The sequence below is a fragment of the Shouchella clausii genome (assembly GCF_002250115.1).
Lineage (GTDB): Bacteria > Bacillota > Bacilli > Bacillales > Bacillaceae_D > Shouchella > Shouchella clausii.
On record NZ_CP019985.1, the window covers coordinates 3,347,418 to 3,362,502 of the forward strand.

The window sequence follows — 15,085 nt, forward strand, 5'->3', positions numbered from 1 at the left end:
GGAGGGAAAAGGAGCATGCAAAAAATTTCGGAGCTATCGCAAAAAGATATTGTCAATATGGAAAATGGCAAACGCCTAGGCCATTTAAATGATTTGGACATCAACTTGGAATCAGGAAAAATTGAAGCCATTGTCATTGCTGGCACAGGAAAAGTCATGCAGCTACTAGGGCAACGAGATGCAGCAGAATTGGTGATTCCGTGGAAAAACATTGTTAAAATTGGTTCTGACGTGATTTTAGTTGAAGTGCCTGAGCGTTATCAGCCAAAAAGGGGAGCTAGCCCGATGGAGGAAGCAAGGAAGAAAGGATAAGTTTTGTTTCTTGTATGGCATGCCTTGTGATAAACTAAGACCATAAAGGAATTGCAACTAGTCGGGGGGATTCCATTTAATGGTTGAAGAAAAATGGGAAAAGCGGAGTGAGCGCGTGCTGGCGGCAACCGTTTTTTCAAACGTTATGCCAGGCATGTTTGCTGGGTTTACAACACGGCACGGAGGCGTCAGCAAAAGTCCTTATGCCACGTTGAATATGGGCTTTCATGTGGGCGACGACCAAAACGATGTACAAAGAAACCGCAGTCTTGTGGCAGCAGATATAGGGTTTCCCCTAACGAAATGGATTGGTTCAGAGCAAGTCCACCAAGCAGAGATAGCGGAAGTGACGGCGGCAGATGCTGGCAGGGGCGCTGATTGCCTAGAAACAGCGCTTCCTGGTTTAGATGGCATTTACACGGAAGAACAGGGGTTGTTGTTGACAAGCCTGTATGCGGACTGTGTCCCCCTATACTTTGCGGCTAAGTCGGCTGGCCTTATTGGTCTTTGCCATGCTGGCTGGAAAGGGAGCGTTGCCAAAATTGGACCGAAACTGCTAGGCATCTGGAAAGAAAAGCATCGCGTTTCTGCAAGCGATGTCTATGTATTAATAGGCCCAAGTATTTGTGCTTCCCATTACGAGGTAGATGAAGCGGTAGCTTCTAAAGTAAAGGATGCCCTCGGCGGCGAAGTGGCTCGTGTGCTGACGCCAACCAAGCCTGGGCATAGCCTGCTGGATTTGCCGATGTTGAATAAGCAGCTTCTAATCGCTGCAGGTGTAAATCCATCTCATATACATACTTCAAACGTATGCACGTACGAAAGCGATGCGTTTTTCTCCCACCGCAAAGAAAAGGGGCGGACGGGCAGGATGATGAGCGCAATCGGGTTACAAAAAGGGTGAAAAATCAGTGAGTGTAAATGTTGCAGAAAACGTAGCAAACATAAAAATGCGAATCAGGCAAGCATGCGAGCGGAGCGGGCGCGCTGTTGATGATGTACGCATCATTGCCGTCACAAAATATGTTTCCGTCGCTACAGCCAAACAAGCGGTGGAAGCGGGAATTGCCGATATAGGTGAAAACCGGATTGAAGGCGCCCTCGAAAAAGCTGCTGCCATTGGCCAAGCACGCCTCCATTTTGTCGGTTCGCTCCAATCGAGAAAGGTTAAAAACATTGTCAACGTTGTTTCATGCCTCCATTCTTTGGACAGGTTGAGCTTGGCAAAAGAGATTGATAAGCGACTCGAGCCAGGAAAGACAATCGATTGTTTTGTACAAGTCAATGTCAGCGGCGAACAATCGAAAAATGGACTAGCGCCAGATGAAGTGAGGCCATTTATAAATGAACTGGCCGCTTATCCAGCCGTTCGGGTCATCGGTTTGATGACAATGGCCCCTTTTGAACAAGATGCTGAACGAACGAGGCCGATTTTTTCAGGGCTCAGAGAGCTTCGCGACCAAATACAGGCGGACAAGCTTTCATATGCCCCTTGCACGGAGTTGTCAATGGGGATGTCTAACGATTTTGAAGTTGCAATCGAGGAAGGCGCAACGTTTATCCGTCTTGGAACGTCTCTTGTTGGCAAAGAGGAGTCGTAAAAAAGGAGAGGAAGGCCATGGGCTTTAAAACAAAGTTCAAGCGTTACTTTAACCTAGATGACCACGTTGAAGAAGTCGAGCGTTATGTAGAAGAACCTGAACAGCGTGACGAACGCCCTGCGCTTGAGAAGGGAAGGGCACCGAAGGCGAAGCAGACGGCAGGGCTGGAACAAAACCAGAACGTTGTAAGCTTGCAAAGTGTGCAAAAATCAGCGAAAATGATATTACTGGAACCGCGCTCTTATGACGAAGCTCAAGACATTGCCGACCATTTAAAACGACGCAAGGCAGTCGTCATCAATTTATTGCGGATTGAACAAGAGCAAGCGTTAAGAATAGTAGATTTTTTAAGTGGAACCGTTTATGCTATTGGAGGAGACATTCAAAAAATCGGACCAGGTATTTTTCTTTGTACGCCAGACAATGTGGAAATCACTGGCTCAATCAGTGATTGGGTCACAAGACAAACAGATAGCACGGTATGAGGAAAGTAGGTGACGGAATCACAAATGGAAACAATGGTCAACTTTATTTTTAACTTGCTTCAAAATGCGGCATTTTTGTATTTGATAGCGATTTTCATTTACATTCTAATGTCATGGGTGGGCGGCCGCGATTCGGCTTTCGGGCAAGTGCTTGGGAAAGTGGTTGATCCCTATTTAGATATGTTTCGTAGCTTTATCCCGCCACTTGGCATGATTGATTTGTCGCCAGTTGTCGCCATTATTGTCCTCAACTTGGCAAGGCAAGGGCTTTACCCTTTGCAGCAAATGATTTTGTCGTGGCTGTAGGTGGGACTTAAAATGTATGAACACTTTCGCGAAGAAGAGCGCCCGTTTATTGACCATATCCAAACTCTTCGTGAACAGGCGGCCCGCTATCATCAAGAAAAGTTGACTATTTTTCTTGATCCGCGAATGCAAGAAGTTGCGAAGTCCGTTATTGGCCAAGACGGAGAGATCGATTTGCAGTTTTTTGGCGGAGCCGATGGATGCGAGCGCAAACGTGCGTCCATTCGCCCTGCTTACTTAAAAAATGAGCCAATCGATTGGGACATTTCCCTTTTTAAAGCCACCTACGCGAAAAAATTTGTGACGCTTACACATAGGGATGTGCTTGGCGCATTAATGAATACAGGCATGAAACGGGAAACGTTTGGCGATATTTCCGTTACGGACAATGCGTTTTATGTCGCCTGCACGAAAGAGGCAAGTGCTTATATCGCCATTGCGCTTAAGCAAGTTGGCAAGGCAACCGTTTCTTTAGAAGAAACCGATACGCTTGAGTTGCCTGACGAGAAGTGGGAAGAGAAGCCAGTGACTGTGTCCTCTCTGCGCTTGGATGTCCTCTTAAGCGCTTTGTATGGCCTATCAAGAGCGAAAGCGGCCGACTTGATCGGCAAGGGGCTCGTGAAAGTCAACTGGAAGGTAGTAGAACATCCTAGCTTCCGCGTGGCGATTGGCGATGATTTGTCTGTAAGAGGGGCTGGCCGGGCTAAAGTATTAAAGCAAGAAGGCGTGACAAAAAAGGACAAGTACCGGCTAGTGCTTGGCAAGAAAAGCTAGTTTTACATAGCGAGACGAGGCAAAATGAAGGATTTTCCGCGAAAAAGAAGGAAGAAGCAAAGACGATGTCGAAAAAAATAAATGGATGATGAGTCTGTGATGGAGGTGGCTGCGTTGCCTTTAACGCCGTTGGATATTCATAATAAAGAATTTACCCGTGCTTTCCGCGGATATGACGAAGATGAAGTCAATGAGTTTTTGGACCAAGTCATTAAAGACTATGAAGCGGTGCTGCGTGAAAAGAAAGACTTATTTGAGCAAGTGACTGCGCTTGATGAAAAGCTTTCCCATTTTAATAATATTGAAGAGACGCTAAATAAATCGATTCTCGTAGCGCAAGAAGCGGCCGACGATTTGCGCAGCAATGCCCAAAAGGAAGCGCAGTTGATCGTGAAAGAAGCGGAGAAAAATGCGAATCGAATCGTGAACGAGGCGCTTTCAAAGTCACGGAAAGTCATGATGGAAATGGAAGAGCTTAAAAAGCAAGCATCTGTCTATAAAATGCGCTTCAAAATGTTGATTGAAGCACAAATGGAAATGTTGCAAACGGAAGACTGGGAACAGTTTGCCGGGAACGAGGATTTTGACGAAGAGGAACTGCTAAAAGAACAGGAAGAGCAGGAAAACGTATAACCAGTTGCATTTTCTGGGTTCCGTCCTTATAATGAAAACCATAAAATGAATGAACGTTAAAAACAAGGATAGGGACAGTGGGCAATCGCGTACATGCCAAAGCGAGCCGGGAATGGTGGAAGCCCGGTGCATGGCTTGCCCTGAATCGCCCTTGAGTTCTGCCTGCGAACCGCACATGTTTATCCATTTGTGCTAGTAGTGGGGTGCGTGCTGCCTACGTTAACGGCGTGAAGTGGAAAAGGCGCTTGTGCTTTTTCTATGAGGGTGGTACCGCGGGAAAACCTTCTCGTCCCTTTTTTGGGATGGGAAGGTTTTTGTTTTTAACGATAAAGGAGCGAAAACGGTGGATTATAAACAAACATTACTAATGCCGAAAACGGCGTTTCCGATGCGTGGCAACTTGCCAAATAGCGAACCGAAACGCCAAGAACAATGGGAAGAGATGGACATTTATAAACAAGTGCAAGAACGCACAAAAGGCCGTCCTTACTATGTTTTGCATGATGGCCCTCCATATGCAAACGGCGATATTCATATGGGGCACGCACTTAACAAAATCATTAAAGACTTTATCGTCCGCTACAAATCCATGTCTGGGTTCCATGCCCCATATGTTCCTGGGTGGGATACCCATGGCTTGCCGATTGAAACGGCATTAACGAAAAACAAAAAAGTAGACCGAAAGTCAATGAGCATTGCCGATTTTCGCAAGCTTTGCGAAGAGTATGCACTTGAGCAAATAAATAGCCAACGCCAGCAGTTCATGCGGCTCGGCGTCCGCGGCGACTGGTGGAAGCCCTATATTACGTTGGAAAAAGAATTTGAAGCGGAGCAAATCAAAGTCTTCGGGAAAATGGCTAAAAAAGGCTATATCTATAAAGGCAAAAAGCCTGTTTACTGGTCGCCATCTTCGGAGTCTGCCTTAGCGGAAGCTGAGATCGAATACTACGACAAACGCTCTGCTTCCATTTATGTCGCCTTTCAAGTTGCAGATGGAAAAGGGGTATTGCCTGAGGATGCTGCTTTAGTTATCTGGACGACGACACCATGGACCATTCCTGCAAACTTAGGCATCACCGTCCATCCTCAATTGGAATACAGCGTCGTGCGCACGGGCGGCCGTTCATTTGTGGTAGCAAGCGGTTTGCTTGAACATGTCCAAACGGAACTAAGTTGGGAAGATGTGGTTGTTGAAAAGACAGTCACAGGAAAAGAATTGGAATATATTGTTTGCCGCCATCCGTTTTATGATCGTGACTCCCTTGTTATGAATGGCGAGCATGTGACATTGGACGCCGGTACTGGCTGTGTCCATACGGCCCCTGGGCACGGCGTTGATGACTTTGTCGTCGGCCAAAAATACGGGCTAGACGTGTTATGCCCTATTGATGACAAAGGGATAATGACGAGTGAAGCGCCAGGTTTTGAAGGCGAATTTTATGACAACATTAACAAAATGGTGACTGAGAAACTAGAAGCAGTAGGCGCTCTGTTAAAGCTCGGGTTTATTACTCACTCGTACCCTCATGACTGGCGTACGAAAAAGCCTGTTATTTTCCGGGCAACTTCGCAATGGTTTGCCTCCATCGCCAATATTCGCAAGGAGTTGCTACAAGCGGTCGCAAATACAGAGTGGATTCCAGCGTGGGGGGAAACGCGGCTGCATAATATGGTCCGTGACCGTGGCGACTGGTGTATTTCGCGGCAACGTGCTTGGGGCGTGCCAATTCCGGTTTTTTATGGAGAGGATGGCACCGAAATTATTAGCGAAGAAACGATTGAACATGTCTCGAACTTGTTCCGTGAGCATGGATCAAATGTCTGGTTTGAACGTGAGGCGAAAGACTTGCTGCCGCCAGGATTCGCTTCCCCGCACAGCCCGAATGGCCATTTTACAAAAGAAACCGATATAATGGACGTCTGGTTTGATTCTGGCTCGTCGCACCAAGGCGTTTTACGGGAACGAAATGACCTTGTGTTCCCAGCGGACCTTTACTTTGAAGGTAGCGACCAATACCGTGGTTGGTTTAACTCTTCACTATCTACTTCGGTTGCAATCAATGGGGTTGCTCCGTATAAAGGGGTACTGAGCCATGGCTTTGTTATGGACGGTGAAGGCAAAAAAATGAGCAAGTCCCTTGGCAACATTGTGGTGCCAAATACCGTTATGAAACAGCTTGGCGCTGACATTTTGCGGCTTTGGGTGGCGTCCGTCGATTATCAAGCCGACAGCCGTGTGTCTGATTCGATCTTAAAACAAGTTGCAGAAACATACCGGAAGATCCGCAATACATTCCGCTTTCTCCTTGGCAATTTGCATGATTTTGACCCGAAAACCAACGCTGTCCCACGGGACCAACTAACAGGCGTGCATGCGTTTTTGCTTGTACGTTTAAATGAGCTAACGAAACGTATGCATGAAGGCTACAATGAGTACCAGTTCTTAAATGTCTATAATCACTTCCGCAATTTTTGCACGGTTGAATTGAGTTCCTTTTATATGGACATTTCAAAGGATACCCTTTATATCGAGCACGCTGACCATCCTGAGCGCCGCGCTTTCCAGACAGTGATGTATGAAGTAGTGACGGCACTGACTAAACTGATTGCCCCGATTTTGCCACACACGGCAGATGAAGTATGGGAAAACATTCCTGGCGTGAACGAACAAAGCGTACAACTCACGGATATGCCAACTGCCGAAGAATTAAGCGGTACAGATGAGTTAAAAGCACATTGGCAAGCATTTATGGATGTCCGAGCGGATGTGCTTAAAGCATTAGAAGTAGCCCGCAATGAGAAAGTAATTGGCAAGTCGTTGCAAGCATCGTTGACGCTTTATCCAAATAAGCAAGCACGCGCTCTGCTTGAAGCGACTGAAGGCTTGAAAAAACTATTCATCGTCTCCAATGTACAAATCGCAAATGAAGGCGACGAAGTGCCAGCAGCCGCACAGCAATTTGCGGATGTCGCTGTGCTTGTGGAAAAAGCGGAAGGGGAAACGTGCGAGCGTTGTTGGCAAGTCTCCACTACAGTTGGAGCAGATGAAAAGCATCCAACTTTGTGCTTGTCATGTGCCCAAACCGTTACGAACCACTACAACGACGTTGTTTAAGGCAACGAATCGCTTGTGTCCACATCAAATCAACGAGGAATCTTAAGCTAGTCGAGTGTACCACTCGACTAGCTTTTTTCGTGCTCTTTTGGATTTCCGATCTGGTTAGATTTGCTTGGGCAAAAACGGCTGTTTTTGGTGATGCTAATTTCAAGAAGGGGGATCTTAGCATGGATCAAAAGTGGTTAAAACTAAAACAAGCATTACAACAACAAAAGCAGGGGTTAGAACAAACACTTGCCAATCAAATCAATGACCATAATACAGGGGAACTATCTCAGTATGACAACCATCCTGCTGATACAGCGACGGACTTATTCGAACGGGAAAAAGACCAAGCTGTTCACAATCATATAAAAGATGAACTTCATGAAGTCGAACATGCGCTGGCGAAATTTAACGATGGCACGTACGGCATTTGCGAAAAGACAGGGAAAGCGATTCCTTATGAGCGCTTGGAAGCTTATCCAACAGCGAGAACGGTGGTGGAAGAAAGCAGGCCATTTGAGGAGTACCGCCCTGTTGAGGAAGATGTCTTAAAAGGTTTTGAAGCCTATAACAACGATGATCAGGACGCTACCTTTTTTGACGGCGAAGACGCATACCAATCTGTTGCTCGTTTTCATGATACATCGCCGGAATACGACGAGGAAACAGGGGATACAGACACGTATGGCGCCAATGGAGTAGAGGCGTATGAAGGTTTCTTATCAACTGGGATAGACGGTTATCATGGCCCTGACAGTATCCATATCGAACGCAACGACCATTACAAACGATACCGCCGTGACTAAAGGTTGTTGCACGCCTCTAGCGGGCGCTTACAAACAAGTAAACGCTCGCATACTTCTTTTAACTAAGAATTGAGTTAGGAGTTGTGCAGTGTGTGCACGGTCGCTCGTTTTTGGCACCACGAGCGCGTTTGCTTTAATCTGAAGCGGACATTTTTATGGATTTATGCTACACTTACCCTATGCATATGAAGTGGGGGAAAAGCAATGGCATACATAGTGGCACTGATCATTATCGCACTAGACCAGTTGACTAAGTGGCTAGTCGTAACTTATATGGAGTTGGGCGAACGAATCCCGATTATTGATCAAGTCCTTTACCTATATTCACATCGCAATACAGGAGCCGCTTTCGGCATTTTGCAAGGCCAAATGTGGTTTTTTTACATTGTTACAATCATCATTGTTGGCGTGATCATTTATCTTATCCAAACAGAAGCAAAAGGCAACCGCTTGTTAAAAATCGCTCTCGGGCTTGTGCTAGGAGGGGCGATCGGCAATTTCATCGACCGCCTTTTACGTCAAGAAGTCGTCGATTTTATCGATACATTTGGCGATTTCCCGATTTTTAATATCGCTGATTCAGCCTTGACCATTGGCGTCGGCCTTTTTTTACTAAACATATTGATTCAAGCGCGCAACGAAAAAAGGAGCACACGATAAATGGAGCAATGGGTCATTACAAAAGAACACAACGAACAGCGAATTGATAAAGTGGTCGTTGATTTGCACGGACAAGCATCACGGACAGCTGTCCAACGCTGGATAAATGAAGGAGCTGTGCTTGTCAATGGGAAAGAAGTCAAAACAAATTCGAAAGTTCAGCAAGGCGACAAAGTCACGCTCACAGAACCAGAAGCGCAGGAAGTAGAACTTTTAGGGGAAGATATCCCCTTAGACGTTGTTTATGAAGATAGCGATGTGATCGTCGTCAACAAGCCCCGAGGCATGGTTGTCCACCCTGCTCCTGGACATGAGAGTGGCACGCTCGTCAATGCGCTGTTGTTTCACTGCAAAGACCTCTCAGGCATTAATGGGGAAATTCGTCCAGGGATTGTCCACCGTATTGATAAAGATACATCAGGTCTGATCATGGCCGCTAAACATGACGCTGCCCACGAGCATTTGGCGGCCCAGTTAAAAGCAAAGACGACTGAAAGACGTTACAAAGCCATCGTTCATGGCGTTATCCCACATGCAAAAGGGACAATTGACGCACCGATTGGCCGAGACCAAAAAGACCGCCAGAAGATGGCTGTCACCCATGTCAACAGCCGGCCGGCTGTGACCCATTTTTCACTGGAGGAAACGTTTAACCAATATAGTTATGTATCTTGTGAATTGGAAACAGGACGAACACACCAAATCCGCGTCCATTTCAACTATATTGGCCATCCATTAGCAGGCGATCCGAAATATGGGCCAAAAAAAACGCTTCCGATCAATGGCCAAGCTTTGCACGCGGAAACTCTTGGCTTTACCCATCCACGAACAGGGGAACGGCTCCGTTTTTCAGCACCTCTCCCAGCAGAGATGGAAAAATTGCTCGTTGATTTGCGAAATGCCCATTGACAACCATTGACTAGTTTGCAATAATGATTGAGATAGAAAACGTCCTTTAAACGAGTCCTGTGAGGCTGGCAAGGAGACGGAATGGCATAGGTGAAGTATGCCAAAAATCCCTGCTGCCTTTAGGACAGCAGGGATTTTTTTGTACAGAGGAGGGGATCGCAATTTTGAGAATCATTTTAGATGGCGATGCGATTCGCCGCGCGATTACACGAATGTCCCACGAAGTGATTGAACGCAATAAAGGCGTTGACAACTGTGTGATTGTCGGCATTAAAACACGTGGTATTTATTTGGCTAAACGGCTCGCTGAACGGATTGAGGAAATTGAAGGCCAGGCTGTCCCTGTCGGCGAAGTCGATATTACCCTTTACCGGGATGACTTGACGCCGTCTACATCAAACAATGAGCCGCTTTTGCGCGGCACCAATATTCCCGTTGATGTTACCGGCCGTACCATTATTCTTGTCGACGATGTCCTTTATACTGGGCGGACCGTGCGAGCTGCTCTTGATGCACTGGTCGATCTTGGCCGTCCAGCATCGATCCAACTTGCTGTTCTTATTGACCGGGGGCACCGGGAACTGCCGATCCGTCCTGATTATGTTGGCAAGAACGTGCCGACCTCTAAAAAAGAACGAATCTCGGCGCAACTAAGGGAAGTAGACGCCGAAGACGCTGTTACAATTATATAAACCCTCTTTAAACGCAGTCCAGTGAGGCTGGCAAGAGGACCGAAACGCACGCTATTTTTGCCTGCGCTTCTTTCTTGCCGCCTCCTGTGCTTGCACAGGAGGTTTTTTATTAGCTTAGGAAGCGAAGGAGATTAATTATGAAGCAAACGAACATGAGATTAGGCATCAAAGAAATTCCACGCCCTGGAGAGTGGCTGCTGTTTAGCTTACAGCATTTATGCGCCATGTTTGGGGCAACTGTACTTGTACCCTTTCTTGTCGGAATGAGCCCGGCTACAGCTCTTTTTTCAAGCGGTCTCGGTACACTTGCATTTATTCTTGTCACGAAAGGGCAAGTTCCTGCATACCTCGGCTCGAGCTTTGCCTTTATCGTGCCACTAACAACCGCGCAGGCACTTGGCGGTTTAGAGGGAGCGATGGTCGGCAGTTTCTTTGCCGGTTTGGTATATGGGATTGTCGCCCTGTTTATCAAATTCGCTGGTACAGGCTGGATTACAAAAGTATTGCCGCCAATCGTTGTCGGCCCAGTGATTATGGTTATTGGGTTAAGCCTAGCTACAACCGCTGTTGGAAATGCCATGTATTTGCCTGGTTCAGAAGAATATAGCCTCGTTCATATCGCCACAGCAGGCGTTACCTTGTTCGTAGCTGTTGTCGCAACCATGTATTTCAAAGGATTTTTAAACTTAATCCCGATTTTATTAGGCTTAATTGCTGGCTATTTGTTCGCACTATGGCAAGGGTTGATTGATTTAGAGCCGATCCGCGCAGCCAACTGGTTTTCCGTACCTGAACTAATCGTTCCGTTTGTGACATACTCGCCAACTGTTAACTGGGCAATTGTTGCGATCATGGCGCCAGTTGCTCTCGTAACGCTTGCAGAACACACAGGCCAATTGATGGTATTAAGCAAAGTAGCTGGCAAAAACTTTCTTAAGCAACCAGGAATGCACAGAACGGTGATGGGGGATGGGTTGGCGACTATGATCGCAGCCGCAGTTGGCGGTCCACCAAATACCACTTATGGCGAAAACGTCGGTGTTGTTGCCATCACGAGAGTGTTCAGCGTATTTGTTGTCGGCGGCGCCGCGGTGTTGGCCATCGCCTTCGCCTTTGTCGGCAAAGTAGCTGCACTGATTAGTTCGATTCCTCAAGCAGTAATGGGCGGTGTTTCAATCCTCCTATTTGGCATTATTGCCTCGGCCGGCATTCGAATGCTTGTCGATAACCGAGTTGACATGGGTGAAAAACGAAATATGGTGATTGCTTCCATTATCCTTGTCGTTGGCATTGGCGGGGCCGCGATCCGCTTTACGGATTCGTTTGAAATTGCCGGCATGTCCCTTGCAACTGTCATTGGCCTTATTCTTCACGGATTGTTGCCGAACCGCAGTGTTAGTTACGGACAAAAAGACATGTTTGAATCAGACGCCGGTTAAAGGCGCTCGTTCGCGCCTAGTTGTTGCCATAGACGTTTGCTTAAAAAAAGGAGGCTGACTGCATGTTAAGCGCACAAATCGAGAAAACAACACAAAAAGGCTTGTGCACGATGAATGAACTGAGCGTAAGCGAGGTGTTAGACCTCCTGAAAACGGCTGAATCATTTGCGGCTGGAGCTGTTTGGAAACCAGAAAGGCAACTGTTTGTAGCGAACTTGTTTTTTGAACCAAGCACGAGAACCCGCTTTAGCTTTGAAGTCGCTGAGCGGCGCCTCGGCTTAGAAGTGCTGCAATTCGATGGGCAGCACGCGAGTACGCAAAAAGGAGAGAGCCTGTATGATACAGCACGCACGCTCGAATCAATTGGAGCAAGTGCGCTTGTCATTCGCCACCGCCAAGATGCTTACTTTCATGAGTTAAAAGGGCTCTCAGTGCCAATCATTAATGCAGGCGATGGCTGTGGCAACCATCCAACTCAATCGCTGCTTGACTTATTAACAATCAAACAAGAATTCAGCTCGTTTTCAGGCTTACATGTTGTCATTGCTGGGGACTTGGCTCATAGCCGTGTAGCTCGCTCCAATGCAGACATCCTGACAAGGCTCGGCGCTCGTGTGTCCGTTGCTGGGCCAATTGAGTGGATGGGCGAGTTTACTGATACGTACACACACGTCTCGATGGACGAAGCTGCCAGACAAGCAGATGTGCTTATGATGCTTCGCGTCCAGCATGAACGTCATGATGGCAACGCGCTATTTTCTAAAGAGGCGTACCATCAAGCATATGGTTTAACCGAACAACGAGAAGCACTGATGGCAAAACAGAGTATCATCATGCATCCTGCACCTGTTAACCGAGACGTTGAAATCGCCAGCGTGCTTGTTGAGTGCAAACGGTCACGGATTTACAAACAGAGCGCCAATGGCGTTGCCGTACGCATGGCTGTGTTAAAGCGGGCACTTGCATAACAGCGATTAGACTACAAAAAAGGGGATGAGCGACAATGGCAATGAAGGTGACTGGTGGGTTTATTCTTGACGAAAATGGCGAACAAGTAGCAAAAGATGTGTATATAAAAGATGGAAAAATTGTTGAGCATGTTGCTGAAGGGGACATTCGTGAACAATTGGATGCAACAGGTTTGTTGATCAGCCCGGGTTTTGTTGACGTACATGTTCATTTGCGTGAACCGGGTGGCGAGAAGAAAGAAACGATCGAGACAGGAACCAAAGCCGCGGCACGAGGTGGCTTTACGACAGTGGCAGCTATGCCCAATACACGCCCTGTTCCTGACAATGCCGAGCAATTGGACCTGTTGCAAGCGCGTATTTCTGAGACGGCAGTGGTGCGCGTACTTCCGTATGCGTCGATTACAACAAGGCAACTTGGCAAAGAGTTAACGGACTTTAAGGCATTAAAAGAAGCGGGCGCATTCGCTTTTACAGACGATGGCGTCGGCATTCAAGAAGCGGGGATGATGCTAGCGGCAATGAAAGAAGCAGCAGCATTAAACATGGCAGTTGTCGCCCATTGCGAAGACAATTCACTTATAAACGGCGGCGCTGTTCACGAAGGCCACTATGCGAAAGCACACGGCTTGAATGGAATTCCCTCTGTTTGCGAAGCCGTCCATATCGCCCGCGATGTGTTGCTGGCCGAAGCGGCTGGTGCCCACTATCACGTCTGCCATGTTTCGACAAAAGAATCGGTGCGGACGATCCGTGATGCGAAAAAAGCAGGCATACGCGTAACCGCAGAAGTGACGCCACATCACTTGCTTTTATGCGAAGACGATATCAGCGGCAAAGATCCGAATTTTAAAATGAATCCGCCTCTTCGCGCAAAAGAAGCCCGTGACGCATTAGTAGCCGGGTTGCTCGATGGCACAATTGATTTCATTGCGACTGACCATGCACCGCATACAGCGGAAGAAAAAAGTGCTTCACTTGAACGGGCGCCATTTGGCATCGTCGGATTGGAAACAGCCTTTCCGCTTTTATATACACATTTTGTCAAGCCGGGAACGTTTACGCTGAAACAGCTTATCGACTGGTTGACAGTCAAGCCTGCGCAAACATTTAATCTCCCCTATGGGACACTCCAAGTTGGGGCAGCAGCCGATCTAACGCTGATTGACTTAGAGGCAAATGAAACGATTGACCCGAGTACGTTTTTGTCGAAAGGCAAAAATACCCCTTTTGCTGGGTGGGGCTGTGCAGGCATCCCGCAAGCGACGATTGTGGCAGGAAAAACCGTGTATAAAAAGGAGCGTATCACCAATGAATAAACTGCTTGTTCTTGAAGACGGTACAGTTTTAAGAGGAGAAGGATTTGGCGCCGATGTCGAAATGAGCGGGGAAGTCGTCTTCAATACGGGCATGACTGGCTACCAAGAAATTTTGTCTGATCCCTCTTATTGCGGGCAAATCGTGATGCTAACCTATCCGCTAATTGGCAATTATGGCATTAACCGCGACGATTTTGAATCGCTGCAACCAGCGATTGCCGGATTGATTGTGCGGGAAATCGAGCATGAACCAAGCCATTGGCGCAAACAAGAATCGTTGCATGACCTACTTGCCGCCAAAGGCATTCCTGGGATTGCTGGCATTGATACACGCATGTTGACGAGAAAAATTCGCGCTCATGGCACACGCCGTGGCCGCATTTGCGATCTCGATGTAGACGTCGAACAAGTGGCAAGGAGCTTGCGGGAAAGCAAGCCACTTACTGATCAAGTTGCCCGCGTATCAACCAATACTGCTTACCATGTACCGGGCAAAGGGATGCGGGTTGCTTTAATTGATTGCGGCATGAAACATGGTATTCTGCAATCACTGATCGACCGCCATTGTGATGTCGTCGTTGTCCCTTATGACACGGGAGCAGAAGAGATTAAGCGCCTTGGCGTTGATGGTGTGCTTGTTTCAAATGGACCAGGCGACCCAGAAAATGTCCCGGAGACAGTGGAAACAGTCAAGCAATTGCTTGGCGACATCCCTCTTTTCGGCATTTGCTTAGGCCACCAATTGCTGGCGCTTGCTTGTGGGGCTACGACGAGCAAGATGACATTTGGCCATCGCGGTTCCAACCACCCAGTACGGGAGCTCGCTACTGGACGAATTGATATTACCGCACAAAACCACGGCTATACAGTCGATGCTGCGTCATTGGAAGGGACTGCGCTCGAGCTGACACATGTGGCTGTTAATGATGGCTCCGTTGAAGGCCTTCGCCATAAAGAAGGGCATGCATTTAGCGTGCAGTACCATCCAGAAGCATCGCCTGGCCCTCATGACGCTAGCCATTTATTTGATACATTTATCCATATGATGATCGAAAAAAAAGGAAAAGTTTACGCATAA

16 protein-coding genes and 1 other annotated feature are annotated in these 15,085 nt (G+C 47.4%); all 16 genes read left to right on the plus strand.

Features of this window, described 5'->3' with window-relative positions:
* Window positions 1-15 precede the first annotated feature (15 nt).
* The 16 genes from BC8716_RS16280 (at window position 16) to carA (ending at window position 15,085) form a co-directional block, all read left to right on the plus strand.
* Complete coding sequence (locus BC8716_RS16280; RefSeq protein ID WP_094427384.1) at window positions 16-312, plus strand: YlmC/YmxH family sporulation protein; 297 nt, start codon at window positions 16-18, stop codon at window positions 310-312.
* 79 nt (window positions 313-391) lie between these two features.
* The gene (gene pgeF, locus BC8716_RS16285) at window positions 392-1,216 is read left to right on the plus strand and encodes a peptidoglycan editing factor PgeF (RefSeq protein ID WP_094427386.1); all 825 of its coding nucleotides are present in this window, start codon (window positions 392-394) and stop codon (window positions 1,214-1,216) included.
* Window positions 1,217-1,223: 7 nt separating this feature from the next.
* Complete coding sequence (locus BC8716_RS16290; protein ID WP_094427388.1) at window positions 1,224-1,913, plus strand: YggS family pyridoxal phosphate-dependent enzyme; 690 nt, start codon at window positions 1,224-1,226, stop codon at window positions 1,911-1,913.
* A 17-nt stretch (window positions 1,914-1,930) separates the two neighbouring features.
* The gene (locus tag BC8716_RS16295) at window positions 1,931-2,398 is read left to right on the plus strand and encodes a cell division protein SepF (protein WP_094427390.1); all 468 of its coding nucleotides are present in this window, start codon (window positions 1,931-1,933) and stop codon (window positions 2,396-2,398) included.
* Window positions 2,399-2,407: 9 nt separating this feature from the next.
* On the plus strand, window positions 2,408-2,704 hold the full coding sequence (locus BC8716_RS16300) for a YggT family protein (RefSeq protein WP_306204192.1): 297 nt from the start codon (window positions 2,408-2,410) through the stop codon (window positions 2,702-2,704).
* 12 nt (window positions 2,705-2,716) lie between these two features.
* On the plus strand, window positions 2,717-3,478 hold the full coding sequence (locus BC8716_RS16305) for a YlmH family RNA-binding protein (protein WP_094427392.1): 762 nt from the start codon (window positions 2,717-2,719) through the stop codon (window positions 3,476-3,478).
* Window positions 3,479-3,592: 114 nt separating this feature from the next.
* Entirely contained in the window at window positions 3,593-4,111 is a 519-nt protein-coding gene (locus BC8716_RS16310; protein ID WP_094429274.1) for a DivIVA domain-containing protein, read from the plus strand.
* A 56-nt stretch (window positions 4,112-4,167) separates the two neighbouring features.
* Window positions 4,168-4,408 (plus strand) — a binding site (T-box leader).
* A gap of 46 nt (window positions 4,409-4,454) precedes the next feature.
* Window positions 4,455-7,226: an isoleucine--tRNA ligase gene (gene ileS / locus BC8716_RS16315; RefSeq protein ID WP_094427394.1), complete on the plus strand. Its 2,772-nt coding sequence runs from the start codon at window positions 4,455-4,457 to the stop codon at window positions 7,224-7,226.
* Between the two features lie 170 nt (window positions 7,227-7,396).
* A complete protein-coding gene (locus BC8716_RS16320; protein WP_094427396.1) occupies window positions 7,397-8,020 on the plus strand; it encodes a TraR/DksA C4-type zinc finger protein in 624 nt (207 codons plus the stop codon).
* Between the two features lie 204 nt (window positions 8,021-8,224).
* Window positions 8,225-8,680, plus strand: a complete 456-nt coding sequence (gene lspA, locus BC8716_RS16325; RefSeq protein WP_094427398.1) for a signal peptidase II — start codon at window positions 8,225-8,227, stop codon at window positions 8,678-8,680.
* Window positions 8,681-9,589 carry an RluA family pseudouridine synthase gene (locus BC8716_RS16330; protein WP_094427400.1) on the plus strand — a complete coding sequence of 303 codons (909 nt, stop codon included), beginning with the start codon at window positions 8,681-8,683 and terminating at the stop codon, window positions 9,587-9,589.
* Window positions 9,590-9,750: 161 nt separating this feature from the next.
* Window positions 9,751-10,281: a bifunctional pyr operon transcriptional regulator/uracil phosphoribosyltransferase PyrR gene (pyrR, locus tag BC8716_RS16335; RefSeq protein ID WP_094429275.1), complete on the plus strand. Its 531-nt coding sequence runs from the start codon at window positions 9,751-9,753 to the stop codon at window positions 10,279-10,281.
* 137 nt (window positions 10,282-10,418) lie between these two features.
* Window positions 10,419-11,720 (plus strand): uracil-xanthine permease family protein, encoded by a 1,302-nt coding sequence (locus BC8716_RS16340; RefSeq protein WP_094427403.1) that lies wholly within the window; start codon window positions 10,419-10,421, stop codon window positions 11,718-11,720.
* A 62-nt stretch (window positions 11,721-11,782) separates the two neighbouring features.
* Window positions 11,783-12,688 carry an aspartate carbamoyltransferase catalytic subunit gene (locus tag BC8716_RS16345; RefSeq protein WP_094427406.1) on the plus strand — a complete coding sequence of 302 codons (906 nt, stop codon included), beginning with the start codon at window positions 11,783-11,785 and terminating at the stop codon, window positions 12,686-12,688.
* Window positions 12,689-12,723: 35 nt separating this feature from the next.
* Entirely contained in the window at window positions 12,724-14,007 is a 1,284-nt protein-coding gene (gene pyrC, locus BC8716_RS16350; protein ID WP_094427409.1) for a dihydroorotase, read from the plus strand.
* The gene (gene carA, locus BC8716_RS16355) at window positions 14,000-15,085 is read left to right on the plus strand and encodes a glutamine-hydrolyzing carbamoyl-phosphate synthase small subunit (protein ID WP_094427411.1); all 1,086 of its coding nucleotides are present in this window, start codon (window positions 14,000-14,002) and stop codon (window positions 15,083-15,085) included. The genes pyrC and carA overlap by 8 nt, the downstream gene beginning before the upstream one ends.